18 protein-coding genes and 1 other RNA gene are annotated in these 21,284 nt (G+C 39.7%); 17 read left to right on the top strand and 2 right to left on the bottom strand.

Annotated features, from left to right (window positions below; all coding sequences use genetic code 11):
• Positions 1–24 precede the first annotated feature (24 nt).
• The 4 genes from hisS (at position 25) to PDT38_RS13680 (ending at position 4,223) form a co-directional block, all read left to right on the top strand.
• A complete protein-coding gene (hisS, locus tag PDT38_RS13695) occupies positions 25–1,293 on the top strand; it encodes a histidine--tRNA ligase (protein ID WP_270802375.1) in 1,269 nt (422 codons plus the stop codon).
• A gap of 15 nt (positions 1,294–1,308) precedes the next feature.
• Positions 1,309–3,087: an aspartate--tRNA ligase gene (gene aspS, locus PDT38_RS13690; protein ID WP_270802373.1), complete on the top strand. Its 1,779-nt coding sequence runs from the start codon at positions 1,309–1,311 to the stop codon at positions 3,085–3,087.
• A 65-nt stretch (positions 3,088–3,152) separates the two neighbouring features.
• Positions 3,153–3,349, top strand: a non-coding RNA gene (gene ssrS, locus PDT38_RS13685) — 6S RNA.
• Positions 3,350–3,458: 109 nt separating this feature from the next.
• Complete coding sequence (locus PDT38_RS13680; protein WP_270802371.1) at positions 3,459–4,223, top strand: tRNA threonylcarbamoyladenosine dehydratase; 765 nt, start codon at positions 3,459–3,461, stop codon at positions 4,221–4,223.
• A 370-nt stretch (positions 4,224–4,593) separates the two neighbouring features.
• Here the strand turns inward: PDT38_RS13680 and PDT38_RS13675 are convergent, their stop codons facing one another.
• Complete coding sequence (locus PDT38_RS13675) at positions 4,594–5,859, bottom strand: replication-associated recombination protein A (protein WP_270802369.1); 1,266 nt, start codon at positions 5,857–5,859, stop codon at positions 4,594–4,596.
• Positions 5,860–6,210: 351 nt separating this feature from the next.
• On the opposite strand from PDT38_RS13675, the gene cymR reads away from it, so the two are divergent.
• The 12 genes from cymR to PDT38_RS13615 all read left to right on the top strand — a co-directional run bounded on the left by cymR (position 6,211) and on the right by PDT38_RS13615 (position 17,439).
• Positions 6,211–6,627 carry a cysteine metabolism transcriptional regulator CymR gene (gene cymR, locus PDT38_RS13670; RefSeq protein ID WP_270802367.1) on the top strand — a complete coding sequence of 139 codons (417 nt, stop codon included), beginning with the start codon at positions 6,211–6,213 and terminating at the stop codon, positions 6,625–6,627.
• Positions 6,628–6,646: 19 nt separating this feature from the next.
• Entirely contained in the window at positions 6,647–7,786 is a 1,140-nt protein-coding gene (locus PDT38_RS13665; RefSeq protein WP_270802365.1) for a cysteine desulfurase family protein, read from the top strand.
• 26 nt (positions 7,787–7,812) lie between these two features.
• Positions 7,813–8,928, top strand: coding sequence for a tRNA 2-thiouridine(34) synthase MnmA (gene mnmA, locus PDT38_RS13660; protein WP_270802363.1), 1,116 nt, complete (start codon positions 7,813–7,815; stop codon positions 8,926–8,928).
• Positions 8,929–9,026: 98 nt separating this feature from the next.
• Positions 9,027–9,677: a tetratricopeptide repeat protein gene (locus tag PDT38_RS13655; protein ID WP_270802361.1), complete on the top strand. Its 651-nt coding sequence runs from the start codon at positions 9,027–9,029 to the stop codon at positions 9,675–9,677.
• Between the two features lie 62 nt (positions 9,678–9,739).
• On the top strand, positions 9,740–12,106 hold the full coding sequence (gene recD2 / locus PDT38_RS13650; RefSeq protein WP_270802545.1) for an SF1B family DNA helicase RecD2: 2,367 nt from the start codon (positions 9,740–9,742) through the stop codon (positions 12,104–12,106).
• An 87-nt stretch (positions 12,107–12,193) separates the two neighbouring features.
• Positions 12,194–12,694 (top strand): PRC-barrel domain-containing protein, encoded by a 501-nt coding sequence (locus tag PDT38_RS13645; RefSeq protein ID WP_270802359.1) that lies wholly within the window; start codon positions 12,194–12,196, stop codon positions 12,692–12,694.
• Positions 12,672–12,863 carry a hypothetical protein gene (locus tag PDT38_RS13640; protein ID WP_172296603.1) on the top strand — a complete coding sequence of 64 codons (192 nt, stop codon included), beginning with the start codon at positions 12,672–12,674 and terminating at the stop codon, positions 12,861–12,863. The genes PDT38_RS13645 and PDT38_RS13640 overlap by 23 nt, the downstream gene beginning before the upstream one ends.
• A gap of 27 nt (positions 12,864–12,890) precedes the next feature.
• On the top strand, positions 12,891–13,004 hold the full coding sequence (locus PDT38_RS13635; protein ID WP_270802544.1) for a DUF3918 family protein: 114 nt from the start codon (positions 12,891–12,893) through the stop codon (positions 13,002–13,004).
• A 120-nt stretch (positions 13,005–13,124) separates the two neighbouring features.
• Positions 13,125–14,135 carry a substrate-binding domain-containing protein gene (locus tag PDT38_RS13630; RefSeq protein ID WP_270802356.1) on the top strand — a complete coding sequence of 337 codons (1,011 nt, stop codon included), beginning with the start codon at positions 13,125–13,127 and terminating at the stop codon, positions 14,133–14,135.
• A gap of 188 nt (positions 14,136–14,323) precedes the next feature.
• Complete coding sequence (locus PDT38_RS13625; RefSeq protein ID WP_270802543.1) at positions 14,324–15,619, top strand: ABC transporter substrate-binding protein; 1,296 nt, start codon at positions 14,324–14,326, stop codon at positions 15,617–15,619.
• A 45-nt stretch (positions 15,620–15,664) separates the two neighbouring features.
• Positions 15,665–16,552, top strand: a complete 888-nt coding sequence (locus PDT38_RS13620; protein WP_270802354.1) for a carbohydrate ABC transporter permease — start codon at positions 15,665–15,667, stop codon at positions 16,550–16,552.
• 44 nt (positions 16,553–16,596) lie between these two features.
• A complete protein-coding gene (locus PDT38_RS13615) occupies positions 16,597–17,439 on the top strand; it encodes a carbohydrate ABC transporter permease (RefSeq protein WP_270802542.1) in 843 nt (280 codons plus the stop codon).
• A 225-nt stretch (positions 17,440–17,664) separates the two neighbouring features.
• On the opposite strand, the gene PDT38_RS13610 is transcribed toward PDT38_RS13615, so the two are convergent.
• Complete coding sequence (locus tag PDT38_RS13610; protein WP_270802352.1) at positions 17,665–19,809, bottom strand: alpha-galactosidase; 2,145 nt, start codon at positions 19,807–19,809, stop codon at positions 17,665–17,667.
• A 498-nt stretch (positions 19,810–20,307) separates the two neighbouring features.
• On the opposite strand from PDT38_RS13610, the gene PDT38_RS13605 reads away from it, so the two are divergent.
• Entirely contained in the window at positions 20,308–21,282 is a 975-nt protein-coding gene (locus PDT38_RS13605; RefSeq protein WP_270802350.1) for a glycoside hydrolase family 113, read from the top strand.
• Positions 21,283–21,284 lie beyond the last annotated feature (2 nt).

Here is a 21,284-nt window from a genome sequence, read left to right as displayed (position 1 = left end):
GTAACTGATGAGGAGGCTCATAAAATGGAATTTATGATACCAAGGGGAACGCAGGATATTCTTCCTGGAGAGTCAGAGCGTTGGCAGTATATCGAAGAAATTGTAAGAGAAATTTGCCACACACATCAATATAAAGAAATTCGGACACCGGTTTTTGAACATACAGAATTATTCTCGCGAGGTGTAGGAGAATCGACTGATATCGTCCAAAAAGAGATGTATACATTTGCGGATAAAAAGGGTAGAAGTCTAACCCTTCGTCCCGAGGGTACAGCTCCTGCAGTTCGTTCGTTTGTTGAAAATAAACTGTTTGCAAACCCAATTCAGCCGACAAAGCTCTACTATATCGGTCCAATGTTCCGTTATGAACGGCCGCAGAACGGACGCTACCGTCAATTTTATCAATTCGGGATTGAAGCGATCGGCTCTAGTGATCCGGCTATTGATGCGGAAGTGATGGCACTAGCAATGAGCGTTTACCGGAAAGCCGGGTTAAAAAATTTGAAACTCGTTATAAATAGTCTTGGTGATAAAACAAGTCGAAATGCTCACAGAGAGGCATTAATCAATCACTTTGAAGGGCGAATTGGCGAGTTTTGTGGTGACTGTCAAAAACGTCTAAAGCAAAACCCGCTAAGGATTTTAGACTGTAAACAAGACCGAGATCATGAGTTACTGAAGTCAGCCCCATCTATTCTTGATTATTTAAATGATGAGTCTAAAGCGTACTTTGCAAAAGTTCAGCAATACTTAACAGATATCAGAATACCATTTGAAATCGATCCGAATCTTGTAAGAGGACTTGATTATTACAACCATACCGCTTTTGAAATCATGAGTAATGCGAAAGGTTTTGGTGCGATCACAACACTTGCTGGAGGAGGACGCTATGACGGATTGACCGAGGAATTTGGCGGACCGAAAGCACCTGGTATCGGCTTTGCGATGAGTATTGAACGTCTGCTAGCTGCACTCGATGCGGAAGATGTCGAGATTGCTGCTGATCAAGGAATCGATTGCTATATTGTCACATTAGGAGAACAGGCAAAAGACTATTCGGTATCCCTTCTCTATAAGCTGCGAGAATCAGGGATCTCTGCTGAAATAGATTACGAGCAGAAAAAAATGAAAGGTCAGTTTAAATCGGCTGACCGTATGAATGCAAAGTATATTGCCATTTTAGGTGAGGATGAATTAAATCAGCAAAAAATCAAGCTTAAAGATGCCAAAACAGGGGAACAGCAAGAAATCATGCTTGATGAGTTGATTGAGTTTATAAAAGAAAATAGCTAAAAGGAGAGAATCGATTTGTTTGGACGAACTTATTATTGTGGCGAAATTATAGAGACAGCGATCGGAGAAACGATAGTCCTAAAAGGTTGGGTTCAAAAAAGACGCGATCTCGGAGGTCTGATTTTTATCGACTTAAGAGACCGTTCTGGTATTGTACAAGTTGTCTTTAACCCAGATGTTTCTAAAGATGCATTGGCTATCGCTGAAACGATCAGAAGCGAATATGTCCTTGATATTACAGGTAAAGTGATTGCACGGGAAGAATCAACGATTAACCCGAACTTAAAAACCGGAAAAATTGAGATTCAGGCGGAATCAGTCACGGTGCTGAATACGGCAAAAACACCACCTTTTTCTATTGATCATCAGGCTTCTGAAGTCTCAGAAGATATTCGATTAAAACACCGTTATCTCGATTTACGCCGTCCGGCAATGTTTAATACTTTGCGCATGCGTCATAACGTAACAAAATCTGTGCGCCGTTTTTTGGATGATCATGGGTTTCTTGATATCGAAACACCTGTGTTGACAAAAAGTACACCTGAAGGAGCACGCGAATATCTTGTACCAAGCCGCGTTCATAAAGGGGAATTTTATGCGCTTCCACAATCTCCGCAACTTTTTAAACAGCTTTTGATGGTATCTGGGTTTGACCGTTATTACCAAATTGCTCGCTGTTTTAGGGACGAAGATTTACGGGCTGATCGTCAACCAGAATTTACACAAATTGATATTGAAGCATCGTTTATGAGTCAGGAGGACATTATGAAGTTGTCCGAAGAAATGATGGCGGAAGTGATGCGTGAGACTCGTGGGATGGAGATCTCTCTCCCTCTTCCAAGAATGTCCTATGATGTGGCGATGAACCTTTATGGATCTGATAAACCTGATACGCGCTTTGGCATGCTTTTGACCGATATTTCTGAAATCGTTCAGGATTCTGATTTCAAAGTGTTCTCATCGGCTGTTGCTAATGGTGGGGCAGTTAAAGCGATTAATGTAAAAGGAGCTGCTGCAAACTTCTCGCGCAAAGATATTGATGCGCTTGGAGAATTCGTCGCAAACTATGGGGCAAAAGGACTGGCTTGGCTAAAATCTGAAGCGGATGGTCTTAAGGGACCAATTGCAAAATTCTTTGCTGATGAAAAACAAGAAAGTCTTAAAGAGGCGCTTAACGCTGAAGAAGGAGACTTGTTATTGTTTATTGCTGATCGGCTGAAAGTGGTCAACCAAGCACTTGGTGAGTTACGCCTAAAGCTCGGCAAACAATTGCAGCTCATTGATGAAAGTATGTATAACTTCTTGTGGGTAGTCGATTGGCCGCTGCTTGAATATGATGCTGAAGATGGCCGTTTCTATGCAGCACACCACCCATTTACAATGCCTGTACGAGAAGATCTTCATTTGATTGAAACACATCCGGAAAAGATAAAAGCGCAAGCCTATGACCTTGTCTTAAATGGCTATGAACTTGGTGGTGGTTCAATCCGTATTTTTGAAAAAGATGTACAAGATCAAATGTTTGCACTACTAGGGTTTACGGAAGAAGAGGCGCAAGAACGATTTGGCTTCTTACTAGAGGCATTTGAATATGGTGCACCTCCACACGGTGGAATTGCCCTTGGTCTTGATCGGTTGGTGATGTTGTTAAGCGGTCGTACCAACCTCAGAGATACGATTGCATTTCCAAAAACAGCGAGTGCAAGCTGCTTAATGACCGAAGTTCCAAGTGAAGTGGACAGCGCTCAACTTGATGAGCTAGACCTTTTAATCAAAAGTAAAGATCGGCAATAAAGGTAAAATCTACAGCCGTTCAATCCATTGAAAATCAATGGAACATATGATATGATTTTTACAAATAAGTCCTGATGTGTTTGTTGTAAACCTAGTTTTGACCGAACATTTTTTTCTTGGGAGTTCGCCGTTTTCAATCTGAGTAAATGCCTCAGCCTACCTTAGGCGTTAGAGGACTTGCAAGACGTTTGAAACAGAACACCCACCTGCTGAGAGCGGGATCAAAACGATGGAATACGACAACGGCACAATTGGGACTTTTTGTGTTTTAATATTTAGATTATGTGATGTGTTGAAAAGATATGACATGTTTAAAGATTAAGCGCTGATATCATACTATCGGTAATTGTACATAAAGGTGAGTGAGTTTCTTGTTACATCAGTTTTCTAGAAATGAATTAGCAATAGGTAAAGAAGGATTAAATATTTTAAAAAACAGCACGGTCGCCGTCTTGGGAATCGGCGGGGTTGGATCTTTCGCGGCAGAAGCTCTTGCTCGCTCTGGTGTCGGTAAAATTGTGTTGGTTGATAAAGATGATGTTGACATTACAAATGTAAACCGTCAGCTGCCAGCTCTACTTTCAACCGTTGGTCAACCGAAAGTCGATTTAATGAAAGCAAGAATTGCTGATATTAACCCAGAATGTGATTGTATGGCTTTAAAAATGTTTTATACAGAAGAAACATATGAGCAGTTTTTCTCTTACGAATTGGATTATGTCATTGATGCTTCAGATACGATTCATTATAAAATTCACTTAATGAAAGAATGTCTCAAGCGAAATATTCAGATCATTTCAAGTATGGGAGCTGCTAATAAAACAGATCCAACGAGATTTCAAGTTGCCGATATTTCAAACACACACACTGATCCAATTGCAAAAGTGGTTCGGACAAGGCTCCGAAAAGAAGGCATTAAAAAGGGTGTTACAGTTGTTTTTTCAGATGAAAGCCCGATTGTTATCCGCGAAGATGTCCGGAAAGAGGTTGGAAATGATCAAGCTAAAATTCGAAAAGCACAAATGCCGCCGTCTTCAAATGCATTTGTTCCATCTGTTTCTGGTTTAATCATGGGTGGTCATGTTGTCATGGAACTGGTGAAAGATATTCCGATTAAACGAGTGAAAGATAAATGATACAAAAATGGAGCATAATTTCATGTGTGAAAGTTTGAAAACCTGCGTCGTTTTTTAAGTGACAAGCTATCGAAAAGCTCACGATCAAATGGGTAGACTTTACCTTGAAGACATGTCTGAAATCTATATTCCCCAAGAAAATATGAACAGAACTTTAGGTACGAGCGGTTGCGCAGGCACTGATGCCGGATATTTTTCAAAATATCACTTTTGGTATGCTTGATAAAAGAATGGAGAAAAACGCAGACTGCTAAAATGAAACAGCAGATTCAAGGTGACCACGACATCGATCAGATCAGAATGAAAGCGGAAGGGTTTAACTAAAAAACCGGTCTCTCTCCCTCTTATAAAAAGAGGAAGAGAGATTGGTTTATTTTTTCTTCATTAGCTTTTCATATACTTGCTTTAATGCAAGCTCAAATTTCCCTGTTTGTTTTGGTTGATAATACACTTTATTTTTCAGAGGATCAGGCAAATACTGCTGTTCTACCCAGCCGTTGTGATAATCATGTGGATATTTGTACTCAAGTCCTCTTCCTAGTGCATGAGCCCCTTTATAGTGGGCATCCTTTAAATGATTTGGCACATCACCGATTTTTCCTGAACGAACATCAGCTAACGCATGATCAATAGCAAGGATTGCTGAGTTAGACTTCGGGGATAGAGATAGTTCAATTACCGCATTTGCTAAAGGAATACGCGCTTCGGGAAAACCGATTCTTTCTGCTGTTTGAATAGCTTGAAGTGTTCTTCCGCCAGCTTGAGGGTTTGCAAGTCCGATATCTTCGTAAGCGATGACCAGAAGTCTTCTTGCAAGACTTTCTAAATCTCCTCCTTCAATTAGTCTTGCTAAGTAATGGAGTGCAGCATGAACGTCAGATCCTCTGATCGATTTTTGAAAGGCAGAGATCACATCATAATGAGCATCACCATCTTTATCATAGCTAAAGCTTTTCTTCTGAAGGCATTCCTCTGCTGTTTCAAGAGAGATTTGAATATTGCCATGTTCATCCGCTTTTGTCGATAAGACAGCAAGCTCCACAGCGTTTAGAGCGGAGCGGACATCTCCGCCACAGCCTGTCGCGAAATGTTCAAGTGCCTTTTCATCAATCGTGATGTTGTAAGAACCAAGTCCTCGATATTCGTCATCGAGTGCCCGTTTAATGGCTATTTTAATTTCATCTACCTGTAAAGGATGCAGTTCAAAAATTTGTGTTCTACTTCTAATCGCTGGATTGATCGCATGATAAGGATTAGCGGTTGTTGCCCCGATCATTGTGATCATTCCGTTTTCTAAATAAGGAAGAAGAAAATCTTGCTTGCCTTTATCAAGCCGATGTACCTCATCTAATATTAAAATGACCTGGCCTGACATTTTCGCCTCAGCGGCAACCGCTTCCATATCTTTTTTATTATGAATGACCGCGTTCAGTTTTCGAAATGCAATACTTGTGCTTCCAGCGATTGCAGTTGCGATTGATGTTTTTCCTATACCGGGAGGACCGTATAATATCATGGAAGATAAATGTTTTGCTTTTACCATTCGCTGAATGATTTTGCCTTCTCCCACCAAGTGATCTTGCCCGAGAATCTCTTCAATTTTCGTTGGTCGCATTCGATATGCTAATGGTTTCATCATCATCTCTCCTGAATCTTTTCTTTTTATAGAGTACCGAAAAAAAAGCGATTAGAAAAGAAATGAATATGGTAAGCTGAATAATAACTGTAAAAATGAAAGTTCATACAAAGTGTGCTATAATAACCTGTAATCTATTAGACGGATAAGGCAAACGGCCTTTGTATATGACATATGAAACGAATAAATCGAAGGTGGACGGATGGTAACTCTAGAATGAACCTCTTACGTTCCTATGAGGGTGTCGAGCCCTTTCGTCCAGGTGGAAACTCGGACTAGAAGCTCCCGCGTCCTGCGGGAAACGCTGAGTACCTTCGTCCTGAAGGCATTTTTTGTGTAGAGGTGTTTAATTTGAAAATATCAACTAAAGGTAGATATGGGCTAACGATTATGATTGAGCTTGCGAAAAAGTATGGGGAAGGCCCAATTTCTTTGAAAAGTATTGCCAAGACAAACGATTTATCTGAACACTATTTAGAGCAGCTTGTTTCTCCATTACGAAATGCAGGACTTGTTAAAAGTATTCGTGGAGCATATGGTGGTTATATTCTTGGCGGGGAACCTTCGACGATTACGGCAGGAGATGTTATTCGTGTTTTAGAAGGACCTATCAGTCCAGTGGAAGTTCTAGAAAATGAAGAACCAGCAAAACGTCAATTGTGGATTAAGATCCGTGATGCCGTGAAGGAAGTGCTTGATAATACGACATTAGAGGATTTAGCAAGCTATACGGAAGGCGAGCAAGAAGCTTATATGTTTTATATTTAAGATAGAGGTGTAATTAAGGATGGAACGGATTTATCTAGATCATGCAGCGACTTCTCCGACTGACCCTCGTGTTGTCGAAAAAATGTTGCCTTATTTAACCAAAAATTTTGGAAACCCTTCAAGTATTCATTCATTTGGTAGAGAAAGTCGCAAATGGCTTGATGAAGCGAGATCATTGATTGCTGAAGAAATTGGTGCCCTTCATCATGAAATTGTATTTACAAGCGGTGGTACTGAAGCTGATAATATGGCTATTTTTGGAAGTTCGCAAGCGAGAAAGTCACTAGGTCGTCATATTATTACAACAAGGGTTGAGCATCATGCTGTTCTCCATACTTGTGAAAACCTCGAACAAATGGGTTTTTCTGTTACATACCTTGATGTGGATCAAAATGGCCGAGTAACTAGCAAACAGGTCGAAGAGGCGTTGCGAGATGATACGATCCTTGTAACAGTCATGTATGGAAATAATGAAGTGGGAACACTTCAGCCGATTGCGGAAATCGGTGAACTGTTAAAAGACCATCAGGCATTGTTTCATACAGATGCTGTCCAAGCATTTGGATTTTTGCCGATTGATGTGAAAGACAGCCATATTGATATGATGTCTGTCTCCGGGCATAAATTGAGTGGACCGAAGGGGACAGGCTTTTTATATGTCAATGAAAAAGTAAAACTGACTCAGATTCTTTTCGGTGGTGAACAAGAACGAAAACGCCGTGCTGGTACTGAAAATGTTCCGGGTATTGTTGGATTGAGAGAAGCTGTTTTTCTTTCAAAACAAGAAAGACAGGAAAAAACAGCGCTTTACTACCGCTTCAAAGAAATAATCATCAAAACACTCCAATCTGAAGGGGTCACTTTTGAAGTGAATGGAAGTATGCAAGACAGTCTTCCGCATATTTTAAATTTGTATTTTCCGGGAGTGTCTGTTGAAGCACTTCTCGTCAATCTGGATATGGCAGGGATTGCTGTGTCAAGTGGTTCTGCCTGCACTGCTGGTTCAGTGCTTCCTTCTCATGTTCTTTCTGCAATGTTTGGTGAACAGGCAAGTCAACTGACTTCTTCAATCCGCATCAGTTTCGGTCTTGGAAATACAGAAGAACAAATCAAGCAAGCAGCTGAAGAGCTTGCGAAGATTGTCAACCGTTTAGTTTAGGTTTAAAAGATTTGGAGTTGATAAAAATGACGAAACGGCCTGAAGATACCAGGGTAGTCGTTGGGATGTCCGGTGGTGTTGATTCATCTGTAGCAGCCCTTTTGTTAAAACAGCAAGGGTATGATGTCATTGGAATCTTTATGAAAAACTGGGATGACACAGATGAAAATGGTTATTGTACTGCAACGGAAGACTATGATGATGTGATAAAAGTTTGCAATCAAATTGGAATCCCTTATTATGCTGTGAACTTTGAAAAACAATATTGGGAAAAAGTTTTTCAATATTTTCTTGACGAATATAAAGCGGGCAGAACACCGAATCCTGATGTCATGTGTAATAAAGAAATTAAATTCAAAGCTTTTTTAGAGCACGCTCTATCACTTGGAGCCGATTATTTAGCGACAGGTCATTATGCGAGAGTCGCTCGTACGTCAGACCATGTTAAAATGCTAAGAGGGCTTGATGAAAATAAGGATCAAACTTATTTCTTAAATCAGCTAACCCAAGAGCAACTAAGTAAAGTGCTGTTCCCAATTGGTGAACTAGAAAAAAGCCGTGTCCGTGAAATTGCAAAACATGCAGGACTTGCAACAGCTACGAAAAAAGACAGCACAGGAATATGTTTTATCGGCGAACGAAATTTCAAAACGTTCCTTAGCCAATATCTTCCCGCACAACCAGGAGAAATGCAGACAATGGCTGGTGAGATCAAAGGTTCACACGACGGTTTGATGTACTATACGATCGGCCAAAGGCATGGCCTCGGTATCGGTGGAAGCGGAGATCCATGGTTTGTTGTCGGAAAAGATTTAGAAAAAAACATTTTGTTTGTTGACCAAGGGTTTGACAATCCATTGCTTTATTCAGATAAAATCACGGCGACAAATGTCAGCTTTGTCCGTGATGGTATCAATGATCAAGGTGAATTTTCCTGTACAGCTAAATTCCGCTATCGTCAGGCTGATCATGAAGTGTCGGTCAAAATGACAGGAAGTGATGAGGCGGAAGTCGTCTTTAAAGAACCAGTCAGAGCTGTCACACCTGGACAAGCAGTTGTGTTTTACAAAGGCGAAGAATGTCTTGGCGGAGGGACAATTGATGATGTATATAAAGACGGAAAAAAACTGTGGTATGTCTAAACATAAATAACCTCGGGCGATGAGCAGCTCGAGGTTACCTGCTGTCGAGATCATGTCGATAGCTTTTTTCAAATAGAAACAGGAAAGGAAGAAAGCTGGTGGATTACAACAAAATCGGAATAGAGGCCATGCAAAAAGGAGATTTTGAAAAAGCTGCAGAAGCATTTACAAAAGCAATCGATGAAAATAGCGGTGATGCTGTTCCATATATTAACTTTGCTAATCTGCTATCAGCGGTCGGTGAATTGGAAAGGGCACTCGCATTTTATGATAAGGCGATTAGCCTCAATGAAAACGCAGGAGCGGCTTTCTATGGAGCTGGAAATGTTTATGTTATAAAAGAAGATTATCTTAAGGCAAAGGATATGTTCGAAAAAGCGTATCGAACAGGTATGGAAAACAGTGATTTGTTTTTCATGCTTGGTACTACACTCCTGAAGCTTGATCAGCCCAAACTAGCCATGCCATATTTACAAAGGGCAACCGAACTAAATGAGGCAGACGCTGAGGCACGATTTCAATATGGGTTGTGTCTCGCCAATGAAGGCATACTTGATGAAGCAATTGCCCAGTTTTCCAAGGTAACGGAATATACCCCCTCACATGCAGATGCATATTACAATTTAGGTGTTGCTTATGCATATCAAGAAAAACGTGAACAAGCGCTCGCTATGCTCAATCAGGCACTCGACCTTCAACCTGATCATCTGCTAAGTATCCGTGCGAAACAACTGTTGGAACAAGCTTGATCAAGGGCTAAAAGAAAGGAGGGCGGAAGATTGTGAAACAGCAAAACCCGCAACAAATTCAAATGGATGAAGCCTCTTTTTTAAAAGGAATGGTAACGGCTGTTATTTACCGTAATGAAACAAATTTTTACACGGTATTGAAGGTGAAAGTTCAAGAAACATCTGAGATTTTCGAAGATAAAAGCGTGTCTGTCACAGGCTGTTTTCCAATCGTTTTAGAAGAAGAAATCTACACATTTTATGGAAAAACCGCCTCCCACCCAAAGTTTGGTCTGCAATTTCAAGCTAATCATTTCAAAAAAGAAGTTCCGGCGACAAAGGAAAGTGTTATTCAGTATTTATCTAGTGATTTATTTGAAGGGATCGGTAAAAAGACGGCTCAGGAAATCGTCAACAAACTTGGTGAAGGAGCCATTAACAAGATTTTAGGAGATGCTACAGTGCTTTATGACGTGCCAAAGCTTTCAAAGAAAAAGGCGGATAAGCTTGCATCTCTCCTTCAAAAGCACCAAGGACTTGAACAAATCATGATGTCCTTAAATGAATTTGGCTTTGGACCTCAGCTTTCTATGAAGATTTATCAGGTGTATGAAGCAGAAACACTTGAGAAAATCCGTGAAAACCCATACCAGCTTGTCAAGGATGTAGAAGGGATCGGTTTTATTAAAGCTGATGAACTCGGCAACAGAATCGGTATTTCGGGGAAACATAAAGAGCGAATTAAAGCGGCGGTTTTATATACGGTTGAAGTGACATGCCTTCAAGAAGGCCACACTTACATCATGACAAAACAGCTGATCATAGAGACGATAAAGCTCTTAAACCAATCAGCAAGTGAAGAAAAAGTATTAGAAATGGATGTAGCAGATCAGATCATTTCACTCGGTGAACAAAAAGAGCTTTTCATTGAAGAAGACAGATGTTATAATCCTTCACTTTATTATGCGGAACGAACCTTTGCCAAAAGGGTGCAGAAAATTATGGAGCAAACTGAGTATGATGAGCAGTTTCCTGAATCAGAATTTTTGCTTGCTTTAGGTGAACTTGAAGAACGAATGCAGGTCCAATATGCACCAACTCAAAAAGAAGCCATTCAAAAAGCGCTCATGTCACCTTTACTTCTTTTAACCGGCGGTCCTGGTACTGGAAAAACAACTGTTATCAGAGGAATTGTCGAATTGTATAGTGAGCTTCACGGTTTAAGTTTAAATCCGGCTGATTATAAAAAAGATGAAACCTTTCCTTTTGTTCTCGCTGCTCCGACAGGACGAGCGGCCAAGCGGATGAGTGAGTCAACAGGGTTGCCCGCCGTAACCATTCACAGGCTTCTCGGCTGGAATGGCGCTGAGGGATTTACACATCATGAGGATCATCCGATTGAAGGCCGGCTCGTGATTATCGATGAAACAAGCATGCTTGATATATGGCTTGCAAATCAATTATTCAAAGCTATCCCTGACCGAATTCAGGTCATTATGGTAGGGGATGAAGATCAGCTCCCATCTGTCGGTCCCGGGCAAGTTCTTAAAGATTTGTTAGCATCAGATATTGTCCCATCAATTAGATTAACTAATATTTACAGGCAAGCTGAAGGTTCTTCCATTATCGAAATGGCGCATGAAATGAAACAAGGTAGACTTCCCAAAAACTTAATAGTCCCTACAAAAGATCGTTCATTTATCCGTTGTCGTCAACACCAAATGAAAGATGTGATCGAAAAAATCGTAAAAAATGCTTTACAAAAAGGATATTCAGCACGAGACATTCAAGTACTTGCACCAATGTACAAAGGGCCAGCTGGCATTAATGAATTAAATGTAGCTTTACAACATATTTTAAACCCTCCGAAACCAAAGGGAAGAGAACTGAAGTTCGGAGATATCGTTTATCGAACAGGCGATAAAGTCCTTCAGCTAGTCAATCAACCGGAAAACAATGTTTTCAATGGTGATATGGGTGAAATTGTTTCAATTTTTTATGCAAAAGAAAATACAGAAAAAGAAGATATGGCTGTCATTTCATTTGATGGAAATGAGATTACTTTTACAAAAAAGGATTTTAATCAGTTTACCCATGCCTATTGTTGTTCAATTCATAAATCACAAGGCAGTGAATTCCCGATCGTTATTCTTCCTGTTGTGAAAAGCTATTATCGAATGCTAAGAAGAAACTTACTTTACACAGCAATTACAAGAAGTAAGCAATTTCTTATTTTATGTGGAGAAGATGAAGCCCTAGAATGGGGTGTGAAAAATAAAGATTCATCATTGAGACAAACTTCTCTTCAAAGAAGGCTTTGTCAGGCAGTAGAGAAAGACGATGAGGAACTTATCGCACTTCAAAAACAGCTGCCTTTCAGTGTTTATGACGCCAATATCGGTATGGAAGGTATTACACCTTTTGATTTTATGGAAGAAGAGGTGAAATAACTGTTTAAGTGGAATCCTTTTCATCGTATGAGTCTTTCACTTTCAGCAGAACATAAGACTGTTCAATAAAAGGTGGTTGATCACACTTTGAGAACATGCAATGAATTGGAAGGACTCAATGTTTACGACAGACAGTCAACTCTTTTACTTGGGCTCATTACAGATATTTGTTTTTCGCATGAAGGGACTTGTCTCGGTTTTATTATGGAGGAGAAACGACGATTTTATCATCATCGTTCTTTGCTTCCGCTTCCCTCAGTTACTGACATTAACAGTAACGGTGTTTATGTTGATTTCACGCAATTTAAACCGATGCCGATCCCTAAGAACAGCTATTCTTATGATCAGCTCAAACAAAAAATGGTCAAAACGAAAAAGGGAAGTTCTTTGGGGATTTTGGAAGATGTATACTTTACATCTGACTCGGGCATAATCGTAGCATATGAACTCTCAGACGGTTTTTTTGCTGATCTTTCAGGTGAAAAAAAACAAGTTCGCTCATCAGGTGAACCGCTTGAAGTAGGCAAAAACTCAATTGTCTTGAATGAACAAGAGGTGTGTTCTAATGCTAATATGTCCGAATTGTAAAAGTAAAAACATCGGAAAAATCGGTGTGAATCAATATTATTGTTGGGGATGCTTTATCGAGCTGACTCTTTCGAAAGGAATAATCTCGACACATCAAGTAGAAGAGGATGGAACATTAAGCAGTCTGGACGATTTATTTTCTGAAGATGAACGCAGCATCAATTTTTAATGATGAAAGGAGATGCGCAGATTGAATATGAATCGGACAGTGACTTCTCTTTTAGCACTGGGAGCCGGAGCTCTTATGACGACGATGTTCAATAGAAGAGGTATGAGACGGACGAGAAGACGAATGATGAGAATGTTTTAATTGATAACAGCTTGCAGGATTTTTCTGCAAGCTGTTTTTTACACGTCATTTGACAAACTGTTCTGCGAACAATAAACTAAAGTTATCGATAAACAATTCGTTTGGTGAGGAGAAATGAGCTTGAAAACAAATATAACAATGCGTGATATCGCTGAAAAACTTGGTGTTAGCAGTGTGACGGTATCAAAAGCGTTGAATGATAAAGAAGGAGTCAGTGCCGAACTAAAAGTGAAGATAAAACAGGCTGCCGAAGAGATGGGGTATCGCTTTAATACTTTGGCACGTTCCATGAAAGATGGTCGTTCCTATAATATTGGTGTGGTTATTCCCGAACGCTTCACCGGGATGGTTCAGTCATTTTATTTGAATGTTTACCAATCACTTTCAAAATCATTAGAAAAAAAAGGTTACTATGGGATTCTACAGATTTTAAGTTTATACGATGAAAAAGCAGTAACCCCACCACGTATATATTTGGAACACAAAGTAGACGGACTGATTATTTTAGGACAAATTTCAAAAGAGTATATTGATATGTTAAACTCGGTTAATATTCCTGTCGTATGTATGGATTTTTACGATGAACATGCCAATATGGATGCTGTGATTACAGATAACTTTTATGGCGCATATGATATAACAAACTATTTGCTCAGCAAAGGTCACAGGCAGATAGGCTATGTTGGCAATTTGTATGCCACAAGCAGTATTCAAGATCGGTATTTAGGTTATTATAAGTCACTGCTTGAACATAGAATTCAATTAAATCAAGCTTTTGTATTAAATGATCGTGATGAAGAAGGGAAACTAATAGACATCAATCTTCCTGAACAGATGCCAAGTGCATTTGTCTGCAATAATGACCAAGTTGCAAGGCTTTTAATTAACAAACTGAACTCGCTTGGATATCTGGTACCTGAGGATGTGTCTGTTGTCGGATTTGATAACGATGTATACGCCACAATTGGTTCCCCTGGCTTGACGACAGTTGCTGTCAATGTTGAAGAAATGGCAATGACGGCTGCGCAGTTTATGTATGAAAAGCTGAATGATCCCACAATTAAATTTGGCCGTGTTCTTGTAAAGGGAAAAGTGATTTATCGGGAGTCTGTCAGCGACGTCAAGAATTAAATATTAAAGAAAGACCCAGAGCTTGCAGAAACTGCAAGTTTTTTGTTTTGCCAAAATTAATCGGTTAACTAAAAAATTAAGTATAGAATAAAATTAGGTTGACAGGAAAGCGCTGCCATTCTAAAATTATAATTAAGTTTATCGATAACTTAATAAAACTGCGGAGGGATGTTCAATTGAAAAGTAAAATGAAGTGGTTGATTTCGCTTATGATAGGACTGCTCATCACTGGGACTCTATCAGGCTGCGGTTCTGAAAAGAAACAATCCGGTACAAGTGAAAAAGACATCAGCGGGAATATAACAGTGATTACACAACGAACGGATATTGTTGATACTGTATTTCAAAAATATGCAGAAAAGTTTCAAGAGAAATACCCGAATGTCAAAGTATCTTTTGAAGCACTTGCAGATTACGGAGGGCAAATTACTCCGCGGATGAACACAAAGGATTATGGAGATGTTTTATTGATCCCGACACAAGTACCAATTGCTGATATCCCTGATTACTTTGAGCCTCTCGGCAGTTTAAAGGATATGGAGAAAAAGTATATGGGTGTTGAAGAACGTGCTGTAGATGGAAAAGTTTATGGTATTCCGATTGCTGTCACTTACACTGGTATTGTATACAACAAAAAAGTATTTGAAAATGCCGGTATCAAAAAATTGCCCCGTACTTTTCATGATTTTATGGAAGCGCTTAAAAAGATAAAAAACAGTACAGATGCCGTTCCGCTTTATACAAACTATGCTAGCGGTTGGCCACTTACACAATGGGAAGGTGTCATTACGACTGTGGCTGGGGACCCCGATTATTATAATGTGAAAATGGTAAATGAAAATGATCCTTTTGCAAAAGGAAAACCTCATTATCAAACATATAAATTGATGTATGATTTAGCGAAGCGAGGTCTGATTGAGAAAGATCCGCTGACAACGGATTGGGAGTCTTCTAAAGCGATGCTGGGTCGAGGTGAAATAGCAACGATGGTCATGGGTTCATGGGCAGTTGGTCAAATTAAAGGAGTGGCAGAACACCCAGATGATATCGGTTTTATGCCGTTTCCAACGAATGCAGACAAGGTGATTTTTCCGCTTGGTGCAGACTTCCAAATTGCCATTAACAAAAATAGTGAAAATAAAGAAGCTGCAAGAGCTTGGGTAGACTGGTTTATCCATGAATCTGATTACTCTGTTAAACAGGCGGGTGGAATTAGTGCTGCAAAAGATAAACCTTTACCAGATGAACTTCAGCAATATAAAAAAGAGGGTGCCGAATTTAAGTTGCTTACCCCAGCTAAAGAAGGTCAAAAAGGTCTGATGGATAAAATTGATAAAGAAGCGGAAATTGGTTTTTGGCTTGAGAAAAATAAGAAAATTATAGTAGAAGCTGGAATTGGGAATCGAAGCGAATCATTTGACCAATTAGCAGAGCAGTTTAATAAAGCTTGGAATCAAGCAAGAGCAAAAATCATGAAAAAATAAGGGATGAGATTTTCATCCCTTATACAATGATAAGGGGGTGCATCTGTGTTTAAATTTTCCAATCTATCTTATCATAAACAACGTAAAATCATCATCATTTCCTTTTCGATATTGCCTGTAGTCTTACTCATTACTTTTGCTTATTTGCCTGTTTTTAATATGATTTATTATAGTTTTACGGATTGGAATGGCTTCAGTAAAGAGAAGCATTGGGTCGGACTTGAAAACTATTTGAGTGTTTTTACAAATCCAGAATACTTTAAAGTTTTTAAAGTTAGTTTGTATTATTTTGTGGCGACATTTGTCCAGTTAGGATTAGCCTTGTATTTTGCAACCATTTTAAGTTTTAAAGTCAGATTGAAGAACTTCTTTAAAGGTATATTGTTTTTCCCTTATTTGCTGAATGGTGTTGCAATCGGGTTTATGTTTATGATCTTTTTTCGTCCTGAAGGGACACTTGACACAGTTTTACAGATGATAGGTCTTGGAAGTATTGTTACTCATTGGTTGGGGGATCCTGATATGATTAACATTTCCCTTGCTGGAACATCTGTGTGGCGCTATATGGGATTTAACTTTATTATCTTTCTTGGTGCGATTTCTTCCATCCCGAATGAAATTTATGAAGCTGCGGAAATGGATGGGGCAAATCGGTGGCATCAATTCCGTTATATCATTTTGCCAAGTATTAGCCGGATTATTCAATTAAATATTATCCTTGCCATCAGCGGGGCAATCAGTGTATTTGAAATTCCTTTTATTATGACAGGCGGAGCAAATGGCAGTGAAACGTTTGTCATTAAAACAGTAGATTTGGCCTTTAAATATGGAAAAGTCGGCTTAGCTTCAGCGATGGCTGTCATTTTGCTTCTGATCGTCATCATTGTGACTGTTATACAGCGTGCGGCTTTTAAGGAGGATCGTTCGTCATGAGTCAGATGCCAACGCTAAAAAAAGATCATGGACCACATTATAAGATGGTTTCCAAACATAGGGTGTTTTCTAGTACTAGTTCCATTTTTAAATATTTGTCACTGCTTGTAGGCGGGTTGATGGCTTTACTACCAATCCTTGTCGTCTTTTTTGCATCTTTTAAAACAAGCAGTGAATACGCATCTACTGGACCGTTGACACCTCCGAGCAATTGGCTTAACTTTGATAACTATGCTCGTGCATTTGTGGAAGGGAAAATGCTGTTGGGGTTTATGAATACAATTATTATTTTAGTTGTGTCGATTGTAGGGGCAACATTGCTTGGATCGATGATTGCGTTTGTCCTCCACCGTTTCCAGTTTAAAGGGCAAAAGTTGCTCATGGGTGCATTTTTACTGGCAGCTTTAATTCCTGGTGTTACAACACAAGTGGCCACTTTTCAAATTATTAATGAACTAGGCTTGTTTAATACACGTCTAGCAGCCATTATCTTATACTTAGGAACGGATATTATTGCAGTCTATATCTTTCTGCAAATTTTAGATTCGATTCCGGTTTCACTTGATGAATCCGCTATGCTTGATGGTGCATCATATTGGCAGGTTTATTGGAAAATCGTCTTGCCATTATTAAAACCAGCGATTGTTACTGTTATTATTGTAAAAGGTGTTGCTGTTTACAATGATTTTTATACTCCGTTTTTATATATGCCGAAAACAGATCTTCAAGTCATTTCAACCGCGCTTTTTAAATTTAAAGGGCCGTATGGAGCTCAGTGGGAAGTCATCTCTGCTGGCGTCATGATTGCAATCATCCCTACAGCCATTGCTTTTATCGCCTTGCAAAAATATATTTATAATGGCTTTTCTCAAGGATCTGTTAAATAGCGCAAGAGACCGCTCAACACATACTAGACGGCTTTAGCCCTGTATTCCATCGGGTTAAAGCCGTTTTGCATTCAATCTGTTGAAGGTGCTCGGTCTTATCATGTTTAGCCCGCTCCAGACTTTTCATGTATCGGCTGTGCGATTTAAACGAAGCTCGGATATAGAACATGTCTTTTCATAAAAAACTCCTAAGATAAACAATCTACCTTAGGGGTTTTTGAAAAATTATGATAAAAAGAAGGATGCACTCACAAAATCACCATGTAATGATGGTAATGGAAGACCTGCTTCATGAAGGGTATTCCCACAAAAAGATTCTCCAGTCCGTTCAATTTTGTATTGTTTATCTGGCTGAAGTCCTTTTAAACGAAGTCGTTTTGGTACATAATGGTTTTTTGCTAAAGTTCGAAAATAAAAAATGGCCGCTTGTTGTTGATCTTGGGAAACAAACATCCATGCTGCTTCATTTCCTGCAAAAGGGCTTTTCAAGCGGTAAAAATCGCCCTTTTGTATGAGTGGTCTGATTTCCTTATAGCGAAGAATTTGTTTCTTTACTATTTCTTTTTCTTCATCATTAAATTGACGGACATCCATCTCATACCCGAACGCTCCCATCATAGCGACATCTCCCCTTGTTTTAAGCGGGGTGATTCTGCCTATTTGATGGTTTGGGACTGTTGATACATGTGCACCGATTGAACTTGGTGGATAGACGAGACTTAGTCCATACTGGATTTTTTGGCGGCAAACAGCATCTGTGTTGTCGCTGGCCCATGTTTGAGGCATATAGTAAAGCATCCCTGGATCAAACCGTCCTCCACCGCTTGCGCAGCTTTCAAACAAAATATGGGGAAATTCGAGTGTTAGCGTTTCCAATAGCTCATAAAGGCCGAGCATATATCTATGGCTGATTTCTTTTTGTTGATCAGCTGGCCATTCGGGTGAGCCGATTTCGGTCATGTTTCGGTTCATGTCCCATTTCACATAAGAAATTGGTGCCTTTCTGAACAAGGTGCTTAACTGTTCATATAAATATGTTCTAACATCTTGGCGTGATAGATCAAGAACGAGCTGTGTTCGCGCCAGTGAGCGCCTGCGCCCTTTTACATGCAGACACCAGTTGGGGTGTTTTCGGTATAGATTGCTATCAGGTGACACCATTTCAGGTTCAACCCATAGACCAAACTGCATACCTAAGCGTTGAACGCGATCTGCTAAGTCTTTCAGGCCTTTTGGGAGCTTTGCTGGATTTTCAACCCAATCACCGAGCGATGTTTTATCATCATTACGTTTTCCAAACCAACCATCATCGAGCACAAAAAGTTCTATACCAAGTTCTGCACCTGCTTTTGCAATAGATTCAATGATTTCAGCATTAAAGTCGAAATAAGTTGCTTCCCAATTATTAACGAGCACTGGCCGCTTTTTCTCCCGAAACATACCTCGTGCAAGCCTTGTTCGATACAAGCGATGAAAAGTTCTGGACATTCCACCAAGCCCATCAGGTGAATAAACGAGTACTGCTTCTGGGGTTTGAAATGCATGGTTTGGCTCGAGCTTCCATTCAAAGTCAAATGAATTGAGTCCGATGTTAACACGTGTTTGATCAAATTGATCCACTTCTGCCTCCGCCTGAAAATTCCCGCTGTAGACAAGGTTCAATCCATAGACATCACCATAATCTTCTGTTGCATCAGGTCTGAGTAAAGCGATAAATGGATTAAGTTGATGACTGCTTGCGCCGCGGCGGCTATCCAGTGAAATAGTTCCGTGTGCAAGGTGTCTGCGCTCAATATTACCTTCCCGCGTCCATGCGCCAAAAAGATGGATAAGATCATACTGGTCATCATGAAAATCAATACTTGCGCTTAAGGCGCGTTCTAAGTATACCGTACTTTGACCATAGTGAATAAAACGGGCTGAGCGGGTGATCACGTTTAGATTGGAAAAGGCTGTATATGACAGTAAAACGGACACTCCAGAATATGAATCAGTCAATTCGATTTCGAGTGTGTCGGCTTCATTACTGTTTTCGACATAGACGGCAGGAAGGCCTTGTAATTTTTCTTTTCCTTTTACTAAACGATAGGATTTGTAGACAAGTTCTGTGATGCGGCTCCCATCAGCTAGACGTACTTGGTAAGCGGGTGAACGAAAATCACCTGAGCCATACTGTGGATACTCTAAAGGGAGTCTGTCAATTCCATCTGACTGGCGAGGACTGAAAAGTGAAGTGAGAGAAGAGGTATCATCTAGTTTTCTTCCCCAGTATACATGGGTTGGGAAACCGTTTACAATTTGCAGGATATAACTTGATTCGCCAGCCTGAAGATGAAACAGTTTTTCAGCATCATGAGTATAAATAGGCAATTTGATCATTCCTTTCCACATGAATTCATTTTCATTATAAAAGAATAAGAAAACCATGTATATAAAATTACTTAATTTTATTTTATAAAAAATTATTGAATTAAGTTATCGATTAGTTTAAGATAAAATAAACATTTATTTAGGAGATGTCGATCCTTTAGCATCACTAAATGGGACGACATGAGATAGAGCCGATCGATTAATAGCGGAAAAATAAAAGCCAATCAAGACTAAACATTACTATTGATAGGGATCGATGATGGTCAAGTGACATAGATCAACCTGATGAAACAAGTGTTTGAAAAACGAATAAACAGTTGAGCATAAAAACTGGCCCAATTGGGAAATTGCTTTGCAATCGCATTCAGTCATTTGAGAAAACATTACACTGGTTATGTACTGCAAGGTCTATTAACGGTTGACGGTATCTATACAATCGTTGATTGTATGATCTTTTCATGTAGCAGACACGGTAAAGCTCACATGGAGAGAGTTTAAATGGAGATCGGTACTATCAATGATGAAAGGGTGAGCGGATTGGATACGATTAAAGGGTTTACATACGGATGGTTAAGTGGAAGAGGAAAGCTGCTCACAGAAAAAGCCAAGATATCACTTCGTTTAATGAAAGAGCGTACATATAGCACACATGTTGTGATTGCACTTGCTGCACTACAAGATACAGCTCAGTCAACAAAACTAGATTTTACAGGAAATCATCTCCCATCTGATGAAGAATTAATAGAATGGATTTCTTATGCCCAGTCCCTTGGGCTTCGAGTCATTATGAAACCGACTGTCAATGTGAGAGATGGAACTTGGCGTGCTCATATCAATTTTTTTGACATCGATGTCCCCTGTGAACCGAAGTGGGGGGATTGGTTTGCATCTTATACAGACTATCAGCTTCATTATGCACGTATTGCCGAGAAAACAGGCTGTGATATGCATATCGTTGGCTGTGAAATGGTACAGTCAGAACGACGTGAACAGGATTGGCGGCGGCTCATTTCAAACATTAAGCAAGTTTATAGCGGTTTGGTGTCTTATAACACAGATAAGTATCAAGAAGGAAATGTGAAATGGTGGGATGCGGTCGATGTTATTTCATCCAGTGGATATTACCCCATTTATGACTGGGAGTGTCAGCTGAATCGGATTGAAAAGATCATAAAACCCTTTAATAAACCATTTTTCTTTGCTGAAGCTGGTTGTCCGTCACGATCTGGTTCGTCTCTTATACCGAATGACTGGTCACATCAAGGACAGATCAATATTGAAGAACAGGCTGAATTTTATCAAGAAATGTTTAAAACAACTCACAAACGCTCATGGGTTAAAGGTTTTGGTCTTTGGGATTGGAGAACAGAGCTTTATCAAGAAGACGATGCACACCTTGATGATGGTTATGACGTATATGGAAAACCGGCTGAAAAGGTAATTGCCGAATTTTATCAAGCAGGAGGGGAATAGTC

It is taken from the genome of Bacillus changyiensis, assembly GCF_027706145.1.
Taxonomy (GTDB): domain Bacteria; phylum Bacillota; class Bacilli; order Bacillales; family Bacillaceae; genus Bacillus; species Bacillus changyiensis.
The sequence above is the reverse complement of the archived record's forward strand: the minus strand, read 5'-3'. Positions and strand labels throughout refer to the sequence as shown.